Below are 21,750 nucleotides of genomic sequence, written 5' to 3'. Positions count from 1 at the left end.
ATTGTTCAACAATCCTCATAAATTGATACCCTCACCTGTGAATCCCGTCAATCCCCTGGCCGAAAGAAGTCGGCCGCGACACCGCCGGGGGCAGTGGGGGAGCGGGCGCGTGATCGATGCCCAGCTATTGAAGGATTGTTCAACAATCTCTAGGCTCTCAGGGCACTCTCAAGGAGAGGAACATCCGAATGACCGTTGAGGACACCGAAGTCAGCAGTGCCCGCGAGCGGGTCGAGCTGCTGCTCGACGAAGGCTCCTTCGCCGAGTTGGACGCCGTGGCACGCCGCCGCCCCGACGGCGTCGTCACCGGCTATGGCACGGTCGACGGCCGTCCGGTCGCCGTCTTCTCGCAGGACGCCGCCGCTTTCGGTGCCGTCCTCGACGAGTTCTCCGGCGCGAAGATCACCAAGGTGATGGACCTCGCCCTGAAGACCGGATGCCCGCTCATCTCGATCCATGGCTCCGAAGCGGGCGCAGGCGCAGTGGGCGTCCGGGGAGAGATCTTCCGCCGCACCGTACTCGCCTCCGGAGTCGTCCCCCAGATCGCCCTGGTCGTGGGGCGCGCGGGCGGCGCGGTGCACTCCGCGGCCGCCAGCGACTTCATGGTGACGAACGACCAGGCGTCGTACATGTTCGTGACCGGGCCCGACGCCGTCGAGGCCGCCACCGGCGAGCGTGTCGGCCCGGAAGAGCTCGGCGGTGCCAGGACCCTCAGCACCGTGTCCGGCATCGCACACCACCTGGCGCACGACCAGACGGACGCCTTCGGGTACGTCAGGGCGCTGCTGTCCTACCTCCCCTCCAACAACCTGGAGGATCCACCGGCCGATCTCGAGAGCCGTACGGACGACATCGAGGCGGAACTACGGCCGAAGCTGAACTCGATCGTTCCCGACACGGTCAACGAGCCGTACGACATGCTCCAGGTCGTCGAAAGCGCCCTGGACGACGACGAGTTCCTGGAGACGCAGCCCCTCTTCGCCCCCAACATCGTCACCGGCTTCGGCCGCGTCGAAGGGCACCCCGTCGGCATCGTGGCCAACCAGCCCCTGCGTCACGGCGGTTGCCTCGACATCGACGCCTGCGAGAAGGCCGCCCGCTTCATCCGCACCTGCGACGCCTTCAACCTGCCGGTCCTGACCTTCGTCGATGTCCCCGGCTTCCGGCCGGGCGCCGACCAGGAGTTGAACGGAATCGTTCGGCGCAGCGCCAAGCTGGCCTACGCCTATGCCGAAGCCACCGTGCCGCTGATCACCGTCATCACCCGCAAGGCCTACGGCGGCGCCTACGACGTCATGGGCTCCAGACATCTCGGTGCCGACCTCAACCTCGCCTGGCCCACGGCCCGCATCGCGGTGCCCGGACCACCGCTCGCGCCCGGAGACACCGTCCTCGACCCCGACTCGGCGTGCGAGCAGGGCTGCGTGGACGCCTTGATCATCCCGTCCGAGACCAGGCAGCACATCATCCGAGGTCTGCGCGCCCTGGGTACCAAGCGCGAGACGCAGCCCGGCAGGAAGCACGGCAACGTCCCCCTCTAGGGCCCTCTGGAAGGTCCCCGGGTCGGTGCGTCCGGTCCCGGCGCCACTTCTGTCTCCGCCCACCGCGAGGCGACCTCCATCTCCGCTCATACACCCCCATATCCCCTGCAAGGAGCCCACCATGTCCCAGCCCCTCGTCACGGTTCTGCGCGGACGACCCACCGTCGAAGAACTGGCCGCCGTCATCGCGGTGTTCCAGGCCCGGGCCGCAGCCGCACCACTCCCCGTCGAACCGCTCGCCAGGCCCAGGCCGTCCGCCTGGAATGACCGAGCCTCAGCCATCGAGAAGCAGCGCCTGCCCAGAATGTTCCGGTACGCGTGACGCGGCGCATGCCGGCCGTGAGACGGCTCTCGACCGTGCGCCGGCTGAGGTGGTGGGCCGGTGAGCCGGTGAGCCGGTGAGCGTGGGGAACAGGGCTTCGGCGTAGTCGCGTTACGTCCGGTTTGTGATCACCCGAGGCCGATGCGGGCCGTAGCCGCCCTTCCTGGGAAGGGCGGCCGTGCTGCAGCGCGACGCGGGGCACGACTGGGATCGCAGGACGCACCGCCTGTCCGTACCGGCGGCCGGCCTGCCGACCGCGGTCTCCGAACGGTGGGCCGCCGACCGCCCCCGCGGCCGCACGGATCCGGAACGGCGCACCAGCCCGGGTACACCGTGCCCTGCGGCTACTGCGGCGATGCGTCGTCCCACTCGTCCCACTCGTCCCACTCGTCCAGGAGGCTGGACCCCGACGCGTCACCGGCCATGGCGGCCTCACCGCCGTCGAGGGCCTGCTCGGTCCAGATCACCTTGCCGTTCTGGGTGTAGCGGGTGCCCCAGCGCTGTGCGAACTGGGTGACGAGGAACAGGCCGCGTCCACCCTCGTCGGTGGCCTTTGCCCGGCGCAGATGAGGGGAGGTGCTGGAGCCGTCGGCGACCTCGCAGACCACGGTGCGGTCCTTGAGGAGACGTACGGTGATGGGCTCTTTTCCGTAGCGGATGGCGTTGGTGACGAGTTCGCTGAGGATCAGCTCGGTGGTGAAGGAGATCTCCTCCAGCCCCCAGTCGGCCAGCTGCCGGGAGGCCCCGCTGCGGACGGGGGCCACGGCGGCGGGGTCGGCGGGAATGTCCCACGTGGCGACCTGCCCGGGGGCGAGGACGCGGGTACGGGCCATCAGCAGGGCGATGTCGTCGCCCGGGTCGGCGGGCACCAGCGCGTCCAGTACCGCCTGGCAGGTGTCCTCCATGGTCCGGTCGGACGGGCTGGTGAGGGCTCTGCCCAGCAGTTCGAGGCCCTCACCGACGTCGCGGTGGCGGTCTATGACGAGTCCGTCGGTGTAGAGGGCGAGCCGGCTGCCCTCGGGGAGTTCGAGTTCGACGGTCTCGATGGGCAGTCCCCCGAGTCCCAGCGGCAGGCCCGCGGGCATTTCGGGGAACTCCACGGGGCTGCCGGGGCGGACCAGGGCGGGCCCCGGATGTCCGGCTCGGGCCATGGTGCAACGACCGGAGACCGGGTCGTAGACGGCGTACAGGCAGGTGGCACCCGTGGCTCCCTCGCCACCGTCCCGGGCCGCCTGGTCCTGGTCCATTCTGCCGACCAGCTCGTCCAGACGCGTCAGGAGTTCGTCGGGGGCCAGGTCGAGGGCGGAGAAGTTGTGCACCGCCGTACGCAGTCGGCCCATGGTGGCCGCGGCGTGCAGCCCGTGCCCGACCACGTCGCCGACCACGAGGGCGACCCGGGTGCCGGGCAGCGGGATGACGTCGAACCAGTCGCCGCCCACTCCGGCCTGGGCCGGCAGGTACCGGTAGGCCACCTCCACGGCGCTCTGCTCGGGCAGGTCGCCGGGCAGCAGGCTGCGCTGCAGGGTGACGGCCATGGCGTGTTCCCTTGTGTAGCGGCGGGCGTTGTCGACGCACACCGCGGAACGGACGGCCAGTTCCTCGGCGAAGGACAGGTCCTCCTCCCCGAAGAGCTCGGACGGGTCCATGCGCCAGAAGTCGATCGCTCCCAGCACCACGCCGCGGGCCCGCAACGGCACCGCGATCAGGGAGCGGATGCCGTAGTCGAGGATCCTTCGGGTGTGTTCCGGGTCCTGGGCCCTCCATCCGGGCGCGGTGCGCAGGTCGGCTTCCAGGACCGCCCGGCCGCTGTGCATTCCCACGGCCATCGGCGTCGAGGGGGCGAACCTGACCAGCTTGCCCACGGGGTAGAGCGGCGGGTCCTCCCGGATGCCGCGGATGGCCGTGCGGCGCATCTCGCTGCTCGGCCCGGCCGGCTCCTCACCGTGCAGAACGGGATCCAGCAGCTCGACGGTGACGAAGTCCGCGAACCGAGGGACCGCCACCTCGGCCAGTTCCTCGGCGGTGCGCACCACGTCCAATGTGGTGCCGATCCGCACCCCGGCGCTGTACAGCAGCTCCAGCCGCGCCCGGGCTTTCTCGGCCCGGCCGGCCAGCGCGTGCAGCTCGGTGGTGTCCCGCAGTGTCGCCACGTTCCCCACCGGGCCGCCGTCACGGTCCGTGGGCCGGACGTTGACCGCCAGGAGCCGGTCGCCGGTCAGGTGCACCTCGTCGGTGGCCACCCGGGCCGAGGCCAGCAGCTTCACGGTGCTCGGTGCGAGGCCCAGGTCGGCCACGGGGCGTCCCTCCGCGTCGTCGGGGAGCCCCAGGAGCCGCCGCGCCTCGTCATTGGCGAGCAGCAGCCGTCCGTCACCCCCGACGATCACCACGCCCTCGCGCACGGAGTGCAGCACCGCGTCGTGGTGCTCGTACATGCGGGTCATCTCGGCGGCGCCCAGGCCGTGCGTCTGCCGTCGCAGTCGTCGGCTCACCAGGACGGCGCTTCCCGACGCGAGGACGAGTGCACCGGCCGCGGAGCCCAGCAGCAGCGGCAGCTGGGCTCCGGCGGTGTTGTTCACGCTGCGCACCGTGATGCCGGCCGACGATATGCCGGCGAGTGAACCGTCCGGCCTGGTGATGGGGACGGAGGCGTTCACCGTGCGGCCGGTGACCGTGTCGATGGTCCTGATGAGGGGCCGCCCTGCACGTGCCAGGTCGATGGTGTCCTGGTAGGGGCCGACGATGTGTTTCCCGATCATGTCGGGGTCGGGATGGGTGTACCGGATCCCGGCCGTGTTCCACAGCACGACGTAGTCGAGGCCGGTGCGCTTGCGGACCGCCTCGGCGCGCGGCTGCAGTGCCGCCGTCGGATCCCGGCTGTCCATGGCCTCGATGATGTCCGGCGACTGTGCGACAGACTCGGCCACGGCGAGGGTTCGGGCGCGAGCCTCCCTCGTGCTGTCGCTCCGGGCCTGCAGGACGAGAGCCGCCACCGCGGCGGCGACGAGAAGGACCGCGAGCACGAGTTGCAGGAGGAAGACCTGGCCCGCGACGCTGCGTATGCCCAGCAGAGAGCGGTGCCTTCGGCCGTTCGACGAAGGCGTGGCGTAAGGCGTGGCGTCCGTCGTTCGATGGCGGCCTTCACGTGGGGTACGCGCCCTGCCGGAAAATACACCCATACCACAATTTCTACTCCTGTTGCCACGATCAGCGATCCGCCGAACGCGCGGTCCCTCCCCACGCCCTTCCCCAGGCGCAGGGCTTCGGCGTAGTCGCGTGACGCCCGGTTCGTGGTGAACCGCCGGCTCAGCAGTGTTTCCGGAGCTTCGACGCCTCACCGTTCGAAACCGCCGCGGCCCCGGTCCGGAGCAGAGTCGCCAAACGCGTGAGCCGGGGGCGATCTCGGAGGCCACCTCGCCACCTGGGGATGCCCACCTTGAGCACCCCATCCGTCCGACCGGCCCGGGTCGGCCGGATACAGTGCGCGCGACGGCAGCCTGGTTGCTCAAGGAGGGGAAGCGTGACCGACACCAGCGAAACCCGATCCGCCGACAGCGCAGCGCACGCGACTCAGCAGAGCCGACTGCACCGCCTGATGCGCTACCTCCCCTTGATCGCCCCCGTCCTGCTGTGGACCGTGCCCTGCTGGCTGCTGCTGCACACCGGCCAGCACTGGCCGCTCCCCGTCACGCTTGCCGGCACCGCCCTGTTCGCCCTCGGCCTGATCGGCATGCCGCTCGCGATGGTGCGAGGCCACGGCCGACGCCAGCAGGACTGGGCGGCGATCATCGGGGACACCCTGCTGGGCACCATCTGGGTCCTGTTCACCTGGTCCGTCGTGCTCGGCGTCCTGCTGCGGCTGGCTCTGACCGTGACCGGCGTGGGCGACGGCCAGGACCGGGCCCGGATCGTCACCTGGGCGGTCCTCGGCACGGCCGCCGTGCTGCTCGCCTGGGGGTACGCCGAGGCCCGCCGGGTACCACGGGTACGCCGCCTGGACGTGCAACTGCCGCGCCTGGGGGCCGGGTTGGACGGCACGCGCGTCGTCCTCATCACCGACACCCACTACGGCCCGCTCGACCGCGCCCGCTGGTCGGCACGGGTCTGCGAGACGGTCAACACACTGAAGGCCGACCTGGTCTGCCACACCGGAGACATCGCGGACGGCACGGCAGAACGCCGCCGCGCCCAGGCCGCCCCACTCGCTACCGTGCAGGCCACCCGGGCCCGGGTCTACGTCACCGGCAACCACGAGTACTACAGCGAGGCCCAGGGCTGGGTCGACCTGATGGACGAACTGGGCTGGGAGCCGCTGCGCAACCGCCATCTGCTGCTCGAACGCGGTGGCGACACCCTCGTGGTCGCCGGCGTGGACGACGTCACCGCCGAGTCCTCCGGCCTCGCGGGCCACGGCGCCCACCTCGCCGGAGCCCTGCACGGCGCCGACCCCGACCACCCCGTCCTGCTCCTGGCCCACCAGCCCAAGTTCGTCGACCGGGCGGCAGCCGGCGGCGTCGACCTCCAGCTCTCCGGCCACACCCACGGCGGCCAGATCTGGCCCTTCCACCACCTGGTCCGCATCGACCAGCCCGCCCTCGCCGGCCTCAGCCACCACGGCACCCGCACCCTCCTCTACACCAGCCGTGGCACCGGCTTCTGGGGTCCGCCCTTCCGCGTCTTCGCCCCCAGCGAGATCACCCTGCTCGTACTCCGCTCCCCACATCGGCCCCCACGCCGTAGCGCCGGGCGGGCCGGAGGTTCCGCCTGGCGATGTCGCAGTGCGCCGGTACCCCGAAGAAGGGCTGAGCATCCTGCAACGCCCTGCGCGTCACCAGCGGCACCACCGCCCTCCAGGAAGAGCAGGCGCCGAAGAGGGACATCGCCCCATACCGTCCGGCCCAACGCCGCCGCGGACTCCCCCACCCGCTACGCCCCAGCGACCTGCAGTCGGCCCACGATCTGACCTCCGCCGCCTCCACCGGCGGCTCCGCCAGGACCATCGCCGTCTTCGACGCCTACGACGCCCCGAACGCCCAGTCGGACCATGCCTCCATCGTGTGTGGCGCGAGGCGAGGCGTACGCGATTTCGATGGCCCTGGGAGTGCCGGAGGCGAGGAAGTCGCCAGGAGAGGCCCGCCGGCGCAGACGATCTCACTCCCCCCGCAGGGCAAAGACGACGGCACACACGGAGCGCGCGGCGTCCAGCGGCTCCTGCATGCCGGCCACCATGCAGGCGCAGCCGAGCCGGTGCCCCGCCAACCGGCACACCGCGTCATTCCGAAGGAATGCGAAACTCGAATTCGGGACGGTCCCACGGCACGGCGGGCGGGTTCGCGAGCGCGGTCCCGGTCCGCACCGCACCGACGCGGTGGTAGAAGTCCTCGGCGGGAAGATGCGACACGACCTTGACGCGGTCGAGCCCGGCGGCACGGGCCTCGGACTGCATGTGCGCGACGAGCAGCCGTCCGATACCACGTCCTTGCGCTTCGTCGGCGACGAACAGCAGGTCGAGTTCCGGTGGAGCGAGGACCAGCGAGTAGAACCCGAGGACCCGGCCTCCATGCTCGTAGTCGCCGACGGCTACGAAGGCGCGGTGGGCCTCGATGTAATCAGGACCGACCCGGTAGCCCGCCACTGCGGATGCGTACTTACCCTCGTAGGCGCCTGAGCCACGCACGAGCCGCGTGAGCCGTTTGGCATCCCGCGCGGCTGCCCTCCGTATCGTGATCGGCTGGCTGATCGTGGAAGTGCGTGAACTCATCGGGAGAGTATTTCGCACGGGGAAGTGCCTTCCTGCGGCGGGTCGGCTGCTCGAGCAGGCGTTCCCGCACCGCTCCCGGGAAAAGCAGAAACGGCCGTGCGGACGGCGGGCCGAAGAGAGGCCCGACACCGCCTCGCCGGGTCGGGCAGTCGGGCGGTTCGGCCTCGACGGAGACCCTTTGGCCCGGATCACCCGTACCCTTCATGGTGTCCACGGCGTCACATAGCGGGCGCCGAATCTCTGGAGGCAACACCTCGTGCTCATTGCTCAGCGTCCGTCCCTGACCGAAGAGGTCGTCGACGAGTTCCGCTCCCGGTTCGTGATCGAGCCGCTGGAGCCGGGCTTCGGCTACACCCTCGGCAACTCCCTGCGTCGCACGCTCCTCTCCTCGATCCCGGGTGCGGCGGTCACGTCCGTCCGTATCGACGGTGTCCTGCACGAGTTCACCACCGTGCCGGGCGTCAAGGAGGACGTCACCGACCTGATCCTCAACATCAAGCAGCTCGTCGTCAGCAGTGAGCAGGACGAGCCGGTCGTGATGTACCTGCGCAAGCAGGGCCCGGGTCTGGTCACCGCCGCCGACATCGCGCCCCCGGCCGGTGTCGAGGTGCACAACCCCGATCTGGTCCTCGCCACGCTCAACGGCAAGGGCAAGCTGGAGATGGAGCTGACGGTCGAGCGTGGCCGCGGTTATGTCTCCGCCGTGCAGAACAAGCAGGTGGGCCAGGAGATCGGCCGTATCCCGGTCGACTCCATCTACAGCCCCGTGCTGAAGGTCACGTACAAGGTCGAGGCGACCCGTGTCGAGCAGCGCACCGACTTCGACAAGCTGATCGTCGACGTCGAGACCAAGCAGGCGATGCGTCCGCGTGACGCCATGGCGTCGGCCGGTAAGACCCTGGTCGAGCTGTTCGGTCTCGCCCGCGAGCTGAACATCGACGCCGAGGGCATCGACATGGGCCCGTCCCCCACGGACGCCGCCCTCGCCGCCGACCTGGTACTGCCGATCGAGGAGCTGGAGCTCACCGTTCGGTCGTACAACTGCCTCAAGCGTGAGGGCGTCCACTCGGTGGGTGAGCTCGTGGCTCGTTCCGAGGCCGACCTCATGGACATCCGCAACTTCGGTGCGAAGTCCATCGACGAGGTCAAGGCGAAGCTGGCCGGCATGGGCCTGGGCCTCAAGGACAGTCCGCCCGGATTCGACCCGACCGCCGCCGCCGACGCCTTCGGCGCGGACAACGACGCGGACTCGGGTTTCGTGGAGACCGAGCAATACTGATCGCTGCGCTGCGCCGGCCATAGAGCCGCTTCGCGTGCGGGGACACGAGAACCTCCACGCGGTTCCCTGCCCTGGGCGACCTCGGCCGGGCCGGCGCCAACGCACACCCAGGTGGGTCGTCACTCTTCCCCCCAGAGACGCCGGCCCTGATGTGGTTATTCCGAGGGTTGGGGCGCACCCCGAGATGCCTGGGCGGACTTGGCCGTCGCCCGGACGCCGAAGTGGACGTACCGGCTGCCGTCGGTGAGGGCGTTGAACACGACGGGCATCCAGGCGTCCTGCTCGTTGCGGCGGCCGGCGAACACCTCTTCGCCGGCGTGTGCGAGACGGGGGTCAGGTGCCGGACCAGCGGGTCGAGGGTGCCCGCCGGGCCGTCCGCGCCCTCGACTGCGGCCGTGAAGCTGACCGCAGACCGGATCATCGACGCGGGGATGGCGGTGTTCGCGCAGACCGGCTACCACGGGTTCTCCGTGCGTCAGGTCGCGGACCGGCTCGACGTGCACGCCGGCAGCCTCTACTACCACGTGCCCAGCAAGGCCGCGCTGCTCCAGCTGATGGCCGACCGGGTGGTCCGGCAGGCGTACGAGGCCGGCACCGCCGCCCTGGCCGGCCTGCCCGCGCGGGCAGGCCGGCCGCCGCGGGTCACAGCCCAGGCGGTCGCCCTGCGGCAGAGCATCCGGCAGGACCCCGGCGGGCGATCATGCTCGCCCCGCAGCCCGAAGCCCCTCAGCCCCGGCGCGCTCTCGCTGATGGATCGGCTGCTCGCCACGCTCGCCGAGGCGTCGGGCTTTGCCGGGGTCTGGTGACGTCCGGTCCGGGTCAGGCGCGGAGGGTGACCCCGAACCGGGTTCGCATCCGCCGCATCTCCCACAGCGACACGGCGGTCACCGACAGCGGTCCGCCGAGCATGGAGCAGTACTGGACGACCGGCGGGCCCTCCGGCAGACCGTCGCCGATCACGTTGAAGATCGCGAACACCCACACCAGCGCCATGGTGATCACGGGCGGCAGCATCGGATGGACCTGGGCGGTGTTGAAGGCGCTGCGGGCCGAGTACAGCGACGCCAGGATGAAGAAGGGGATGCCCCACACGATCACAGCCGCCGCCGCGATGAGGAGCACATACTCGATCACGGTCGGTCGCTCGTCGGTCCCGATCCGAGACGCCGGGAACAGGATCACGCCCATGGCGACGATCGAAAGCACGTACCATCCGACCGCCTTGAGCGGAGCGCGCAGTCGGGAGCGCATGTACGGCCGCAGGTGCGAGGGCGCGTAGTAGATGAATCCGAGGATGACCAGAGGCCCGGCGACCAGCAGCAGGACCGGGGCGACGATCATCTGGGCGGCGCTGCCGTACGCCGCGTCCGACCAGCGGTCCGGCTTCACGTTGTAGACGAAGACCAGGGCCACCGTGGCGGCGGCGCCGAGGACCGTGCGAGCCAGCTGGACGCGGTCCACGGTACGGTCCTCGATCCGGCCGTCGCCCTCCTGCACGAACAGCTTGGTGGCGACGCGGTGCGCCGAGCGCAGGATGGCGGCGACGAGCCAGAACGGCGAGACGTAGCGCAGGCAGCCGCCGCTGCGCCGGGCGGGAACGCGGGGCGTGGGCTGCGGGCCGTAGGGGTACGGATGCGGGTTCGGGTAGGGCGGCTGGTTGGGGTTCGGGTACGGCGGCTGGTTCGGGTACGGTCCCGGCTGCGGTGGCGGAGGGCCGTAGGGGCCGCCCTGCGGTGGTCCGTACGGTCCGCCGCCCCAGCCCTGACCTCCCGGTCCGTTGCCGCCAGGCTGCCCGGGGCCGGAACCCGGACCCCATCCCCCCGTAGCCATGCCTCTCCCACCGTTCATTTTCGGCCGGTTGCTGTGTCGTGCGGTGACCTCGCGGCATTGTAGTGGCTCATCGGGCGGCCTACGCCACAGTGAATATCAGCCGTGCCGCGGAACGTGAGCCCCCGTCAGCCGCCGTCCGGCGAGGCGCCGAGGCCGGTGAGCGCGCCGACCGGGTCGAGGTCGGGGGTGCCGCGGGGCCACCAGTCGTCGTGGCCCGGTTCCGACTCGTAGGCGTACCACAGGCCGTCGCGGCCCAGACGGAGTTGGACGTGGCCGCGGGGGTGGGTGAGGTGGTTGCGCCAGGGGCGGAAGGCGGGGAGGTCGGCGGCGAGGAGGAGGGGGCGGGCGCGGTCGAAACGTCCGGCCGGCGGGTCCCAGGCGTCCTCCAGGACGGCGAGACCTTCCGGACCGCCCTGCCGCCAGGCGGCGACCGCGCGGGCCAGCTCGGCGGGAGTGCGGTCGGCGGCGGACGCGAGCGAGGCGTAGAGGGCGCGGGTACCGGCGGTGAGTCCGGAGCCGGGGCGGGCGGCGGCCAGTCGGACCGCGTCCTGCCACAGCGTCAGTTCCGCCACCGGGTCGTGGCCCGTGCTGAGCAGGGCATGGGCGCGGGCTGCGGCGTCGGTCGCCAGCTGGTCCAACGCGAACGGGTCGGGCCCGCCCGGGGCCGCCGGGTAGACCGGGGGCTGCTCGGGGTGCGCCGGGGCGGGCAACGGCAGTGGGAGCGGCGGGAGTTGGCGGGGCGCGAGAGCTTCGGTGGCGCGCACTCCGGGGAGCGGGGCGGGTTCCTGCTCCTGTGCGGCACGGGCCGCGCGGGCGGCGCTCAGCCGGGAGAGGGCGTCGAGCAGGTCGCGCTCACCGCGGCCGCGCAACAGAAGGAGTACGAAGGGGTCGGCGTCGAGCAGGCGTGCCGTCTGGTAGCAGAGGGCGGCGGCGTGTTTGCAGGGGTGGCCGCGGTCGGGGCAGCTGCAGTGGGGGTCGAGGTCGCGCGGGCCCGGCAGCAACGGCACTCCGCAGTCGGCCAGGGACTGCGGCAGCTCCTTGTCGAGCAACGCGGCGATGTGCCCCGGGCGCTCAACGGCGGCGTCCAGGAACAGTGCCCAGTCCGCGTCGTCCAGGGTGGGCAGCCGCACCTGTACGCGGTACGGACGCGGGCGACTGCCCTGCACATACGCGAGCACGAGTCCGGGTGTCACCGTGATGGCGTCCACATTGCCCTGCTCGGCGTAACTCCGCCCACGCGCAAGCCTCTTGGCGTCCAGCGCGCCTTCCTCCAACGCCGTGACCCACGCATTGCCCCACCACGTCTCCGCGAAGCGGGCGTCGGCCGGGGAGAGCGAGGCGCGGGACGGGAACGCGGGGAACGTACGACGCAACTCGCCATCACGGGAAGGGGCGGCCATGGAGAGGGCGCGGCGGGCGGCAGGGTCGGACTCTGCGGGTGTCTGTGCCACTGCCTGTGCCATTGCTTGTGCTGTGCGTGCTGCGCCGGGCCGATGGGCTTCGGCAGGGGGTTCGGTGGGCCCTGCCGACCCTGGACGGTCACCGGGCGCGGATGACACCTCGGAGTCCGAACTCGCCCTCCCCGCACCCTCGTTGTCGTCGTACGCAGCTCCCGGCCCGGTCGCCGACGCAGGCATACGGAAGGCGTCGGCGAGCAACTCCCGCAGCTCACGCGCCTGTACGCCGGCAGCGCGGCGGGACTCATCGCCGTGAGCCCTGTCTCCCGCCGGACGCCGCTGCCGCCGCCCCGCCTCGGCCGCGGCACGTTCGGCGTCCCGAGCCTGACGCGACCGCGCCCGCGCGGCGCGCAACGCCTCACGCGCGACATCACCGGGCCGCCCACCCTGAGCGTCGACTTCCCCACCCCGAGTCCCCACCCCGGCCCCCGACCCCGTGTCCGTCACCTCCGGCCCCGCGACGGGCAGGGCGGAACTCGGCGCTTCGGTGGGCGCGTTCGGCGGGGTAGAGCTTTGCGCATCGGCAGGCGAATTCGACGGGTCAGAACCAGACGCATCAGCGAGCGAGTTCGGCGGCAGCATGGCCGCAGGCTCCTCGCCGGGCCGGGCCTGCGGCGCGGGCGACGAAGCCTCAGCGGGCCGGTCCGGCAAAGCGGACGTCGGCGCCTCATGCGGCAAGGCCGGCGGAGCGGGCGTAGAAGCACCAGCCGGCCGGTTCGACGGAGCAGACGTCTGCGCCTCATTCCGCAAGCCCGACGGAGCAGGCGTCTCCGCAAGACCAGGACGGTTCGGCGGAACAGAACGCGACGCCTCACCCGACGCGGCGAGCAGGTCAGGCCTCGACGGCTGACCGGAGCGGTGCTGCACGGCAGAACTCGGCGCGGTGCGAGGCAAGTTCGGCCGAGTAGGTGTCGATGCCTCATCAGGCGACTCCGGCGAGGCGGAACGCGCTGCATCACCGGTCGTGTCGATCAGGGAAGACCCCGGCCGAGCGCCCGGGCGGTCCATGTCCGCTGCCACGTCGGCGACGCCGCCCGACGCGTCCCTCGGCACTGTGTCATCAGAGTCCGCGGCACCCACGCCCCGCCTTTCGGCGATCGCCCGGCGCAGCGCCGCCCGTGCGGCATCAGCGGGGCGCGCCCCACCACCCTCGCGCGTCTCGGGCGCTTCGGGGGCGTGCTCCAACGCGGGAGTCCTCTCCGCCTGCGGCCACCGCTCCGGCGTCTGCGGCCACCGCTCCGGATCTCGCATCGGCACCGCCCCACGTCGCGCGCTCCGCTCCTCCGCAGACCCCTGCCCTTGACTCCTGCCCGTCACCGATTCCTGCCGTGCACTCCTCGTCGGCTCCCCCTCCGCACCACTCCCGACCGTCGACACCTCCCCTGCACCACTCCCGACCGTCGACACCTCCCCTGCACCACTCCCGACCGTCGGCTCCCCCTCCGCACCGCTCCCGACCGTCGGCTCCCCCCGTGCACCACTCCCCGCCACCAACCCTCGACCGGCGTCCGACTCCCGCCCGGACTCCAGCGTGGGACCCCGCCCCGGATCCCGCCCCGCCCCGCGACCTCCGCGCCTCTCGACCCCGCCCCCTTCCCCCCGCTCCCTCGCCTCCCGCTCCCGTGCCTCCCTCAGGGCTCGGCGGGCTTCGTCGGCGGGGCCCGGCGTCATGTCGGCCTCCGGAGGGATACGAGGTCGGAGAGCTCGCGGTCGGTCAGTTCCGTGAGGGCCGACTCGCCGGAGCCGAGGATGGCGTCGGCCAGGGCGCGCTTGGCCTCCAGCATTTCGGCGATGCGGTCCTCGACCGTCCCCTCGGTGATCAGGCGGTGGACCTGGACGGGCTGGGTCTGGCCGATGCGGTAGGCACGGTCGGTGGCCTGTTCCTCGACGGCCGGGTTCCACCAGCGGTCGAAGTGGATGACGTGGCCTGCGCGGGTGAGGTTCAGACCGGTGCCGGCGGCCTTCAGGGACAGCACCAGGACCGGGGTCGAGCCGCTCTGGAAGCGGTCCACCATGCGTTCGCGCTCCAGGACCGGCGTGCCGCCGTGCAGCAGCTCCACCGGGACGGCGCGGGAGGCCAGGTGCGCGGTGATCAGGCGGGCCATCCCGACGTACTGAGTGAACACGAGTGCCGAGCCGTCCTCCGCCAGCAGCGTGTCCAGCAGCTCGTCGAGAAGGGCGAGTTTGCCGGAGCGGGTGAGGAGCCTCTCACCCTGGGGCGCCTCTTCCTTGAGGTACAGCGCGGGGTGGTCGCAGATCTGCTTCAGCGCGCCCAGGAGCTTGAGCACCAGGCCCCGGCGCGCGATGCCCTCCGAGGTCTCGATGGCCAGCAGGGACTCCCGTACCACCGCCTCGTACAGCGCGGCCTGTTCACGGGTGAGCGGTACCGGGTGGTCCGTCTCCGTCTTGGGCGGCAGCTCGGGGACGATACCGGGGTCGGACTTCTTGCGGCGCAGGAGGAAGGGACGGACCAGGCGGGCCAGGCGGGTGACCGCCTCCTCGTCCTCACCGTTCTCCACGGCACGCGCGTGGCGGGCGCGGAAGGACTTCAGTGGGCCGAGGAGTCCCGGTGTCGTCCAGTCGAGCAGGGCCCAGAGTTCGGAGAGGTTGTTCTCCACCGGAGTGCCGGTGAGGGCCACGCGTGCCGGGGACGGGATCGTGCGCAGGGCCTTCGCCGTTGCCGAGTACGGGTTCTTCACGTGCTGTGCCTCGTCCGCGACGACCATGCCCCACGGCTGCTCGGCCAGTCGCGGTGCAGTGGTCCGCATCGTGCCGTAGGTGGTGAGGACGAAGCCGTCGGTCACCTCCTCCAGGGTGCGGTCCGGGCCGTGGAAGCGACGGACGGGGACGCCGGGTGCGAACCGGGTGATCTCCCGCTGCCAGTTGCCGAGCAGGGAGGCCGGGCAGACGACCAGGGTGGGCTCGCTGCGGGCCCTTTTCAGGTGCAGCGCGATGACCGTGATCGTCTTGCCGAGACCCATGTCGTCCGCGAGGCAACCGCCCAGGCCGAGGGAGGTCATGAGGTCCAGCCAGGCGAGGCCCCGGAGTTGGTAGTCGCGGAGGGTGGCGCGAAGGCCGGCCGGGGGCTCGGCTGGGCGGACCCCGGTCGTGAGGCGGTCGCGCAGGGCGGCCAGCGCGCCGACCGGTACCGCCTCGACCGTTTCGCCGTCGACCTCCGCGCTGCCGCTGAGAGCCACCGAGAGTGCGTCGACCGGGTCGAGAAGGCCCAGTTCGCGCTTGCGTGCCTTGCGGACCAGGGCCGGGTCGACCAGGATCCAACGGTCCCTCAGGCGCACCACCGGACGATGGGCCTCGGCCAGCGCGTCCATCTCGGCTTCACTGAGCGGGTCGCCGCCGAGCGCCAACTGCCAGCGGAACTGGAGGAGTTCCTCGCCCTCGAAGAAGCCGGTGCCGTCGGTCGCGGAGCCCGGCGCGGGGCGTACCACCGCGGCCGCGCTCAGGTCCTGGGCCAGGTCACGGGGCCAGTGCACGGCGACCCCGGCCGCCGCGAGCCGTGTCGCCGCGACGCCGAGCAGGTCGCCCAACTCCTCGTCGTACAACGCCAGGACGTCTGGTACGTCCTGCTCGGAGAGCCGGTCCAGGGGCGGCCAGATGCGTGCGGCGCGCCGCACCGCGAGGGCCGCGTCCACGCGCGCGCGTGGGCCGAACGCGGCGTCGGCCTCGCCCGCCCACAGGGCCGCCGCGTCGGCGATGAGGGTGGGGTCGGCGAGGCTGTGCACCTGGACGATCGCGGCGCCCGCGGTGCGCACGCCCTCGTCCCGGTCGAACAGCTCGTGGGCCGACAGGTCGAGGCGGAGCGAGATGCGCACGCCCGCGTCCATGCCGGCGGCGACCTCGGCGGCCCAGTCGTGCGCGTCGGGCAGGAGCTGCGGGCGGCGGTCGGCGAAGGGCCTGCCGGAGGCGTGCGGTGCGGCAGGGGTGCGGGGGAGGGTGTCCGCGACCGCGTCGAGGAAGGAGCGCATCAGCGCTTCCGGCTCGGGCAGCCGCAGCGGGCCCGGTCCGGGCAGCGGGACCGCATGGCCCTCGTACGGCAGGGCCGCGGCGACGGCCCGGATGTGCGCGATGTCGTCCGGGTCCAGGGGGCCGGCCCGCCAGGCGTCGTGGCCGGTGGCCGTCAGACCGGGCAGCAGGCGCCCCCTCGCGGTGAGGCGCAACGCGTGCAGGGCGGCAGCGCCCCAGCAGGCGGTGGCGGGGTGGGCCGCCGGGTCGCGCCGGGCGCGGACGAGGTGGGGCAGTGCCGCGCCGACGGGGACGGAGAGCGCGGGGGCGGTCCTGCGCCGTACTCCCGCGCCATGCGGTCGTACGACCGTGAGCTCGGTGTCCCCGGCGGTCAGTGGGCCGCCCTCCGGGTCCCAGAAGGCGATCCGCCCCTCCCGCGGCAGCGGGGCGGGCAGGAAGACAGCCGCGAGCCGGACGGGCACGGACTCCCCCGCGACCGGCTCCCGCTCCCCCGCTCGCCCGGCCACCGCAGCCGTGTCACTCATACGACCTGTCACCTCCCGCCCCGTGTGTCGGATCAGACGTCTTCGACTCTACGGGCGGGGTCTGACAATCGGCTCCGGCGGACGCCGAAGCCCGCCGCGTCACGGAACCGTACGGGAGACGACGTAGAAGAACGGGTTGTTCCTGTTACCCAGGCTCATCATGACGTACTGAGTGGGCTTGGGTGCCTTCTGCTTGTGGACCAGGCCGTACCAGGGGCCCGGGCTGGTGAAGTCCCAGCCGGTGATCTTCTGGTCGCGCGCGCTGATGGTGATGTCGTCCCGCTTCAGATCGGCGCGGGTGACGCCCATGTCGTGGAGGAAGACGTCGAGGTTCCACAGGGGGGTCTGGAACTGGACGTAGAGACGGCTGGTCTTCCAGTTGTTCGTCTCGTAGCTGGCGACCTTGCCCGACGGGTGCGGCATCGGCACCTGGTAGAGGCGGCGCTGCACCTTCGACGGCCAGCCCTTGGTCAGACCGGTCGCCGCGTACTTGGCCTCCTTGTCCTTGCCGCTGTCCCGGCTCTGGTTGGCGGAGATCACCAGATAGCCGGCCGGGACCCCGATGAGCAGCACGATGATGATCAGGGTGAGGGCCCTGCGGCGGATCTTGTGACGGCGGTCCTCCGGCGGCCGGGGCGGCTGGCCCGGGGAGGAGGCCTGGCGCGGCAGCGAGGGAGGAGTCATGCAGTGTCCTGGGTGGAACGACGGGTTTCCGCGTACCGCTCGTAGCGCTCGTACCGCTCGACCCGGCGGCGCTTGGCGCGGCGGAAGCGGCGGGCGACCAGGCGGGCGAGGTCGGCGGCGCCGACCATACCGGCCTCGGGGCCGAGCTGGGCGCGGGCGATACGGGCCTCGGGGCGGTAGCCGCGGCCGGTGAGCTGGCGCTTGAAGGCGTCGCGTGCGGGGCCGATCAGCAGGTCGTCGGCGGCCGAGACACCGCCTCCGATGACGAAGCAGGACGGGTCCAGGGCGGCCGCGAGGTTGGCGATGCCGACGCCGAGCCACTGGCCGATGTCCTGCAGCAGCTCGATGCACATCGCGTCGCCCTCGCGGGCCAGCTCGGTGATCATCGGGCCGGTGATGTCGGCGATGTTCCCCTTGACGTGCTCGATGATCCCGTACGCCACCGGGGAGTCGGCGGCGGCCAGCTCCTTGGCCTCCCGCACCAGCGCGTTCCCGGAGCTGTACTGCTCCCAGCAGCCGCGGTTGCCGCACGGGCAGCGGTGGCCGCCGGGCACGACCTGCATATGACCGAACTCGCCCGCGACGCCGTACTTGCCCCGCTTGACCTGGCCGTCCTCCAGGATCGCGCCGCCGATGCCGGTTCCCAGCGTGATCATGACCAGGTGGTCCTCGCCACGGCCGGCACCGAAGCGCCACTCGGCCCAGGCAGCGGAGTTGGCGTCGTTGTCGACCAGGACGGGCACGGCGAGCCGGCCGGCGAGGCGGTCGCGGAGCGGCTCGTTGCGCCAGGACAGGTGGGGCGCGAACAGGATGCGGTTGCGGTCGGCGTCGACCCAGCCGGCCGCGCCGATGCCGACCGCGTGCACGTCGTGCCGGTCGGAGAGGTCCAGGACCAGTTCGACGATGGTGTCCTCGACGACCTTGGGACTCTTGGACTTGTCCGGGGTCTCCGCGCGCAGCTTCTCCAGGATGTTGCCGTCGGCGTCGACGACGCCCGCCATCACCTTGGTGCCGCCGATGTCGATGCCGACCGTCGGCACGCGCGGCGCGGTCAGGTGCGAGCGCCGCTCCCGGGTGCCGACGGTACGGAGCGCGGGGGCGCGCCTGGAGCCTATGGGGGCGCTGAAGTTGCCGTAGGTGCTCATCAAGGCCCGATTCTGCCGCACGCTCACGCTGTGTGCCGAGCCGGGGAGCAAAGGGGGTGCGCGAAGCGTGCCGGATGCGGGGTGTCCCGGGCTGGTCGCGCCCGCGCGGCGGAGGCGCTTGTCGATGCGGCCGCGCGCCCCTCGGGGTGCGTCCGGTACCTGCCGATCTCAATGTCCTGACATTGCGACCAACCGAGCCTCGTGAAGCCCGCTCTCCGAGCGTGGCCTCATGGCTGTTCCCTCATGGCCGTGCTCTCACGACCGTACGAGCAGCTGGAACTCGAAGGAGTAGCGCGACGGCCGGTAGGTGTGGGTGCCGTACTCGACCGCGCGGCCGGTGTCGTCGAAGGTGACGCGCTGCATGGTGAGCAGCGGGGCGCCCTCGGATTCGGCCAGTCGCTCGGCCTCGGCGGCGGTCGCCGCACGGGCGCCGATGGTCTGCCGGGCGCTGTGCAGCGTGATCCCGACAGCGCGCATCATGCGGTACAGGCCGGTGGCCTCCAGCTGCCCGGTGTCCAGGTCGAGCAGGCCGGGCGGAATGAAGTTGCACAGGTGGGCCATCGGCTCACCGTGCGCGAGCCGCAGCCGCTCCACCCGGTGCACGTCGCTGCCCTCGGCCAGGTTGAGAGCGGCCGCGACCTCGGCGGTCGCCGGGACGACCGTGTTGACGAGCACCCTGGTCGCGGGGCGCTGGCCGGCCGCCTCCAGGTCGTCGTAGAGGCTGCTGAGTTCCAGCGGACGCTTGACCTGGCTGTGCACGACCTGCGTGCCGACGCCCCGGCGGCGCACCAGGAGGCCCTTGTCGACGAGGGACTGGATGGCCTGGCGGACGGTGGGGCGGGACAGGCCGAGCCGCGCGGCCAGCTCGATCTCGTTGCCCAGCAGGCTGCCGGGTGTGAGCGCTCCGTGCTCGATCGCCGCCTCCAGCTGCTGGGACAGCTGGAAGTACAGCGGCACGGGAGAGCTCCGGTCCACGCTGAGCTCGAGCGACACGGTCGGGTCCACTTCTGGTTTCGGCACGGGCCGAGCGTAGCTCCACGAGTTGTTGACGGGAAGTCGTGTAGTTCGATTGTCCGGACATATGCATTGACAGCGTGCACACTGAACCCTCACTTTGATTCCATGCGCATCGGGGTCATCGGTACGGGGCGGATCGGCACCATTCATGCGAACACGCTCAGCCGCAATCGCGAGGTGGGGTCCCTGATCCTCACCGACGTGGATCCGGCGCGGGCCCAGGGCCTCGCCCACCGTCTCGGGGAGACGGCGGCTCCGGGGGTGGACGAGATCTTCAAGTGGGGCGTGGACGCCGTGGTGATCACCACGGCCACATCGGCCCACGCCGAACTGATCGGTCGGGCAGCGCGCTCGGGCCTCCCGGTGTTCTGCGAGAAGCCCATCGCCCTCGACCTGCCCGGCACGCTGCACGCCATCGGCGAGGTCGAGGCGGCAGGGACGATTCTGCAGATGGGGTTCCAGCGCCGCTTCGACACGGGCTACACCGGCGCGCGGGACGCGGTGCTCTCGGGCCGGCTCGGTCGGCTGCACACCGTACGGGCGCTCTCGTCCGACCAGGCCCCTCCCCCGCCCGGGTGGCTCCGGCTGTCCGGCGGGCTGTACCGGGACACACTGATCCACGACTTCGACATCCTGCGCTGGGTGACGGGGCACGAGATCGTCGACGTGTACGCGGCCGGATCCGACGCCGGGCCGCCGATGTTCCGGGAGGCCGGCGACGTGGACACGGGCGCCGCGGTGCTCACGCTCGACGACGGCACCCTCGCCACGGCCACGGCGACGCGGTTGAACGGCGCCGGCTACGACGTGCGCATGGAGCTGGCCGGGGAGCTCGACCAGATCGTCGTCGGCCTGGACGACCGTACGCCGATCGCGTCGACGGAGCCGACCGGACCGCCGGCCGCCGACAAGCCGTGGTCGGGTTTCCTGGAGCGCTTCGGGCCCGCCTACGAGGCCGAACTGGCCGCGTTCGTCGAGGTCGTGCTCGGGCAGCGGGCCAACCCCTGCGACGGGCGCGAGGCCTTGCAGGCACTGCGGATCGCCGAGGCCTGCGAACTCTCCAGACGGGACCGCAGAATGGTGGCCCTCGCCGAGATCCCGGGCCGGGTGGAGTCGGCGTTCAGGTGAGCAGGCGTGTCGGGGGCGCGGCGGTGTCCGTGGTCCTGGACGACGGACACTGGATGCATCTCAGCTTGTGACGACGCGTCGGTGCCGGGCCGCGCCTGCCGGCGTCCTTGGTCTGCCGCTGGTCGGCGAGCGCCGTGCGCGTCTCCTCGCAGCCGACGACGTGCCAGGTCCCGTGGTGCTGGTCGGGCACGGGCAGTGGCACCCGGTGCACCGGGCCGCGCTCACGCAGTCGCGGGTACACGGGATGCGGGTCCGTGCGGACAGCGGAACCTGTCGCCGAACTCCCTCAGGTCGATCGCTTCCGCCCTGCTCGCCCCGTCGTGCCCCGTCGTGCCCCGTCCTGCTACGCCCCCCGTAAGGATCTTCTCCCCGTGCACCGACAACGCACGGCGGGCGCCGCTAGTGTCCGTCGCCGTCCGGTTCCTCCAGCAGTCCCGCGTCGTACGCCAACAAGGCGATCTGGACACGGTTGTTGAGGTCGAGCTTGGCCAGGATCCGGGACACATGGGTCTTGACGGTGGCGACGCTCATGAACAGCACTGCGGCGATCTCCGCGTTGGACAGACCGCGGCCGACCGCCACGGCGACCTCCCGTTCGCGGTCGTTGAGGGCGCCGATGCGCACGCGCGCGTGCGTGCGCCGGGTGTCGGCGCCGCTGCCGACGGCGTGCTCCATCAACTGCCGTGTGACGGTGGGCGACAGCACGGGGTCGCCGACCGCGACCCGGCGCACCGCGTCGACGATCTCGGCGGGCGGGGTGTCCTTGAGGACGAATCCGGCGGCACCCGCGCGCAGGGCGCGCAGCACCTGTTCGTCGGCGTGGAAGGTGGTGAGGACGACGACCTGCGGGGCGTCCTTGCGGCCGCGCAGCCGTTCGGTGGCCGTGAGGCCGTCCACCGACGGCATCCGGATGTCCATGAGGACCACGTCCGGGCGGGTGCGATCGACGAGCGCCTCGACCTCGGAGCCGTCGGCGGCCTCGCCGACGATCTCGATGTCGTCGGCGCCGCCCATCATCAGGGACAGGCCGGCCCGTACCAGGGGGTCGTCGTCGACGAGGAGCAGTCTGATCGCAGTCATGGGC

The 21,750-nt window shown here is 71.7% G+C and carries 15 protein-coding genes and 1 pseudogene; 6 read left to right on the top strand and 10 right to left on the bottom strand.

The features are described from left to right. Positions 1-188: 188 nt before the first annotated feature. On the top strand, positions 189-1,541 hold the full coding sequence (locus ACYUED_RS35820; RefSeq protein ID WP_491288739.1) for an acyl-CoA carboxylase subunit beta: 1,353 nt from the start codon (positions 189-191) through the stop codon (positions 1,539-1,541). A 121-nt stretch (positions 1,542-1,662) separates the two neighbouring features. Continuing rightward, positions 1,663-1,863, top strand: coding sequence for an acyl-CoA carboxylase subunit epsilon (locus tag ACYUED_RS35815; RefSeq protein WP_491288738.1), 201 nt, complete (start codon positions 1,663-1,665; stop codon positions 1,861-1,863). 344 nt (positions 1,864-2,207) lie between these two features. Here the strand turns inward: ACYUED_RS35815 and ACYUED_RS35810 are convergent, their stop codons facing one another. Continuing rightward, the gene (locus ACYUED_RS35810) at positions 2,208-5,039 is read right to left on the bottom strand and encodes a SpoIIE family protein phosphatase (protein ID WP_491288737.1); all 2,832 of its coding nucleotides are present in this window, start codon (positions 5,037-5,039) and stop codon (positions 2,208-2,210) included. A gap of 341 nt (positions 5,040-5,380) precedes the next feature. On the opposite strand from ACYUED_RS35810, the pseudogene ACYUED_RS35805 reads away from it, so the two are divergent. Continuing rightward, positions 5,381-6,589: pseudogene (locus ACYUED_RS35805) on the top strand (metallophosphoesterase); the annotation flags it as partial. Positions 6,590-7,132: 543 nt separating this feature from the next. Here ACYUED_RS35805 and ACYUED_RS35800 read toward each other — a convergent pair. Next, positions 7,133-7,621 carry a GNAT family N-acetyltransferase gene (locus ACYUED_RS35800; protein WP_491288736.1) on the bottom strand — a complete coding sequence of 163 codons (489 nt, stop codon included), beginning with the start codon at positions 7,619-7,621 and terminating at the stop codon, positions 7,133-7,135. Between the two features lie 256 nt (positions 7,622-7,877). Between ACYUED_RS35800 and ACYUED_RS35795 the strand changes: the two genes are divergently transcribed. Both ACYUED_RS35795 and ACYUED_RS35790 read left to right on the top strand, forming a co-directional pair. Next, entirely contained in the window at positions 7,878-8,900 is a 1,023-nt protein-coding gene (locus ACYUED_RS35795; protein ID WP_491288735.1) for a DNA-directed RNA polymerase subunit alpha, read from the top strand. Between the two features lie 395 nt (positions 8,901-9,295). Beyond that, positions 9,296-9,706 (top strand): TetR/AcrR family transcriptional regulator, encoded by a 411-nt coding sequence (locus ACYUED_RS35790; protein WP_491288734.1) that lies wholly within the window; start codon positions 9,296-9,298, stop codon positions 9,704-9,706. A gap of 13 nt (positions 9,707-9,719) precedes the next feature. On the opposite strand, the gene ACYUED_RS35785 is transcribed toward ACYUED_RS35790, so the two are convergent. From ACYUED_RS35785 to ACYUED_RS35760, 6 genes are all read right to left on the bottom strand, one after another. Continuing rightward, entirely contained in the window at positions 9,720-10,730 is a 1,011-nt protein-coding gene (locus tag ACYUED_RS35785) for a hypothetical protein (protein WP_491288733.1), read from the bottom strand. Positions 10,731-10,855: 125 nt separating this feature from the next. After that, positions 10,856-12,769 (bottom strand): SWIM zinc finger family protein, encoded by a 1,914-nt coding sequence (locus ACYUED_RS35780; RefSeq protein WP_491288732.1) that lies wholly within the window; start codon positions 12,767-12,769, stop codon positions 10,856-10,858. A 1,085-nt stretch (positions 12,770-13,854) separates the two neighbouring features. Beyond that, positions 13,855-16,692: an SCO1167/SCO6262 family helicase gene (locus ACYUED_RS35775; protein WP_491288731.1), complete on the bottom strand. Its 2,838-nt coding sequence runs from the start codon at positions 16,690-16,692 to the stop codon at positions 13,855-13,857. A 99-nt stretch (positions 16,693-16,791) separates the two neighbouring features. Further along, positions 16,792-17,376, bottom strand: a complete 585-nt coding sequence (locus ACYUED_RS35770; RefSeq protein WP_491288730.1) for a sugar kinase — start codon at positions 17,374-17,376, stop codon at positions 16,792-16,794. Then, entirely contained in the window at positions 17,373-18,521 is a 1,149-nt protein-coding gene (locus tag ACYUED_RS35765) for an ROK family glucokinase (protein WP_491294585.1), read from the bottom strand. The genes ACYUED_RS35770 and ACYUED_RS35765 overlap by 4 nt, the downstream gene beginning before the upstream one ends. 255 nt (positions 18,522-18,776) lie before the next feature. Continuing rightward, positions 18,777-19,514 carry a GntR family transcriptional regulator gene (locus tag ACYUED_RS35760; RefSeq protein ID WP_491294584.1) on the bottom strand — a complete coding sequence of 246 codons (738 nt, stop codon included), beginning with the start codon at positions 19,512-19,514 and terminating at the stop codon, positions 18,777-18,779. Between the two features lie 129 nt (positions 19,515-19,643). Between ACYUED_RS35760 and ACYUED_RS35755 the strand changes: the two genes are divergently transcribed. Then, a complete protein-coding gene (locus ACYUED_RS35755) occupies positions 19,644-20,666 on the top strand; it encodes a Gfo/Idh/MocA family protein (RefSeq protein ID WP_491288729.1) in 1,023 nt (340 codons plus the stop codon). Here ACYUED_RS35755 and ACYUED_RS35750 read toward each other — a convergent pair. Next, the gene (locus tag ACYUED_RS35750) at positions 20,659-20,907 is read right to left on the bottom strand and encodes a hypothetical protein (RefSeq protein ID WP_491288728.1); all 249 of its coding nucleotides are present in this window, start codon (positions 20,905-20,907) and stop codon (positions 20,659-20,661) included. The genes ACYUED_RS35755 and ACYUED_RS35750 overlap by 8 nt on opposite strands. 158 nt (positions 20,908-21,065) lie before the next feature. Next, entirely contained in the window at positions 21,066-21,746 is a 681-nt protein-coding gene (locus tag ACYUED_RS35745) for a response regulator transcription factor (protein ID WP_491288727.1), read from the bottom strand. Between the last annotated feature and the right edge of the window lie 4 nt (positions 21,747-21,750).

The sequence above is a fragment of the Streptomyces sp. DF42 genome (assembly GCF_058267695.1).
This window is presented reverse-complemented; position numbering and strand designations above follow the sequence as displayed.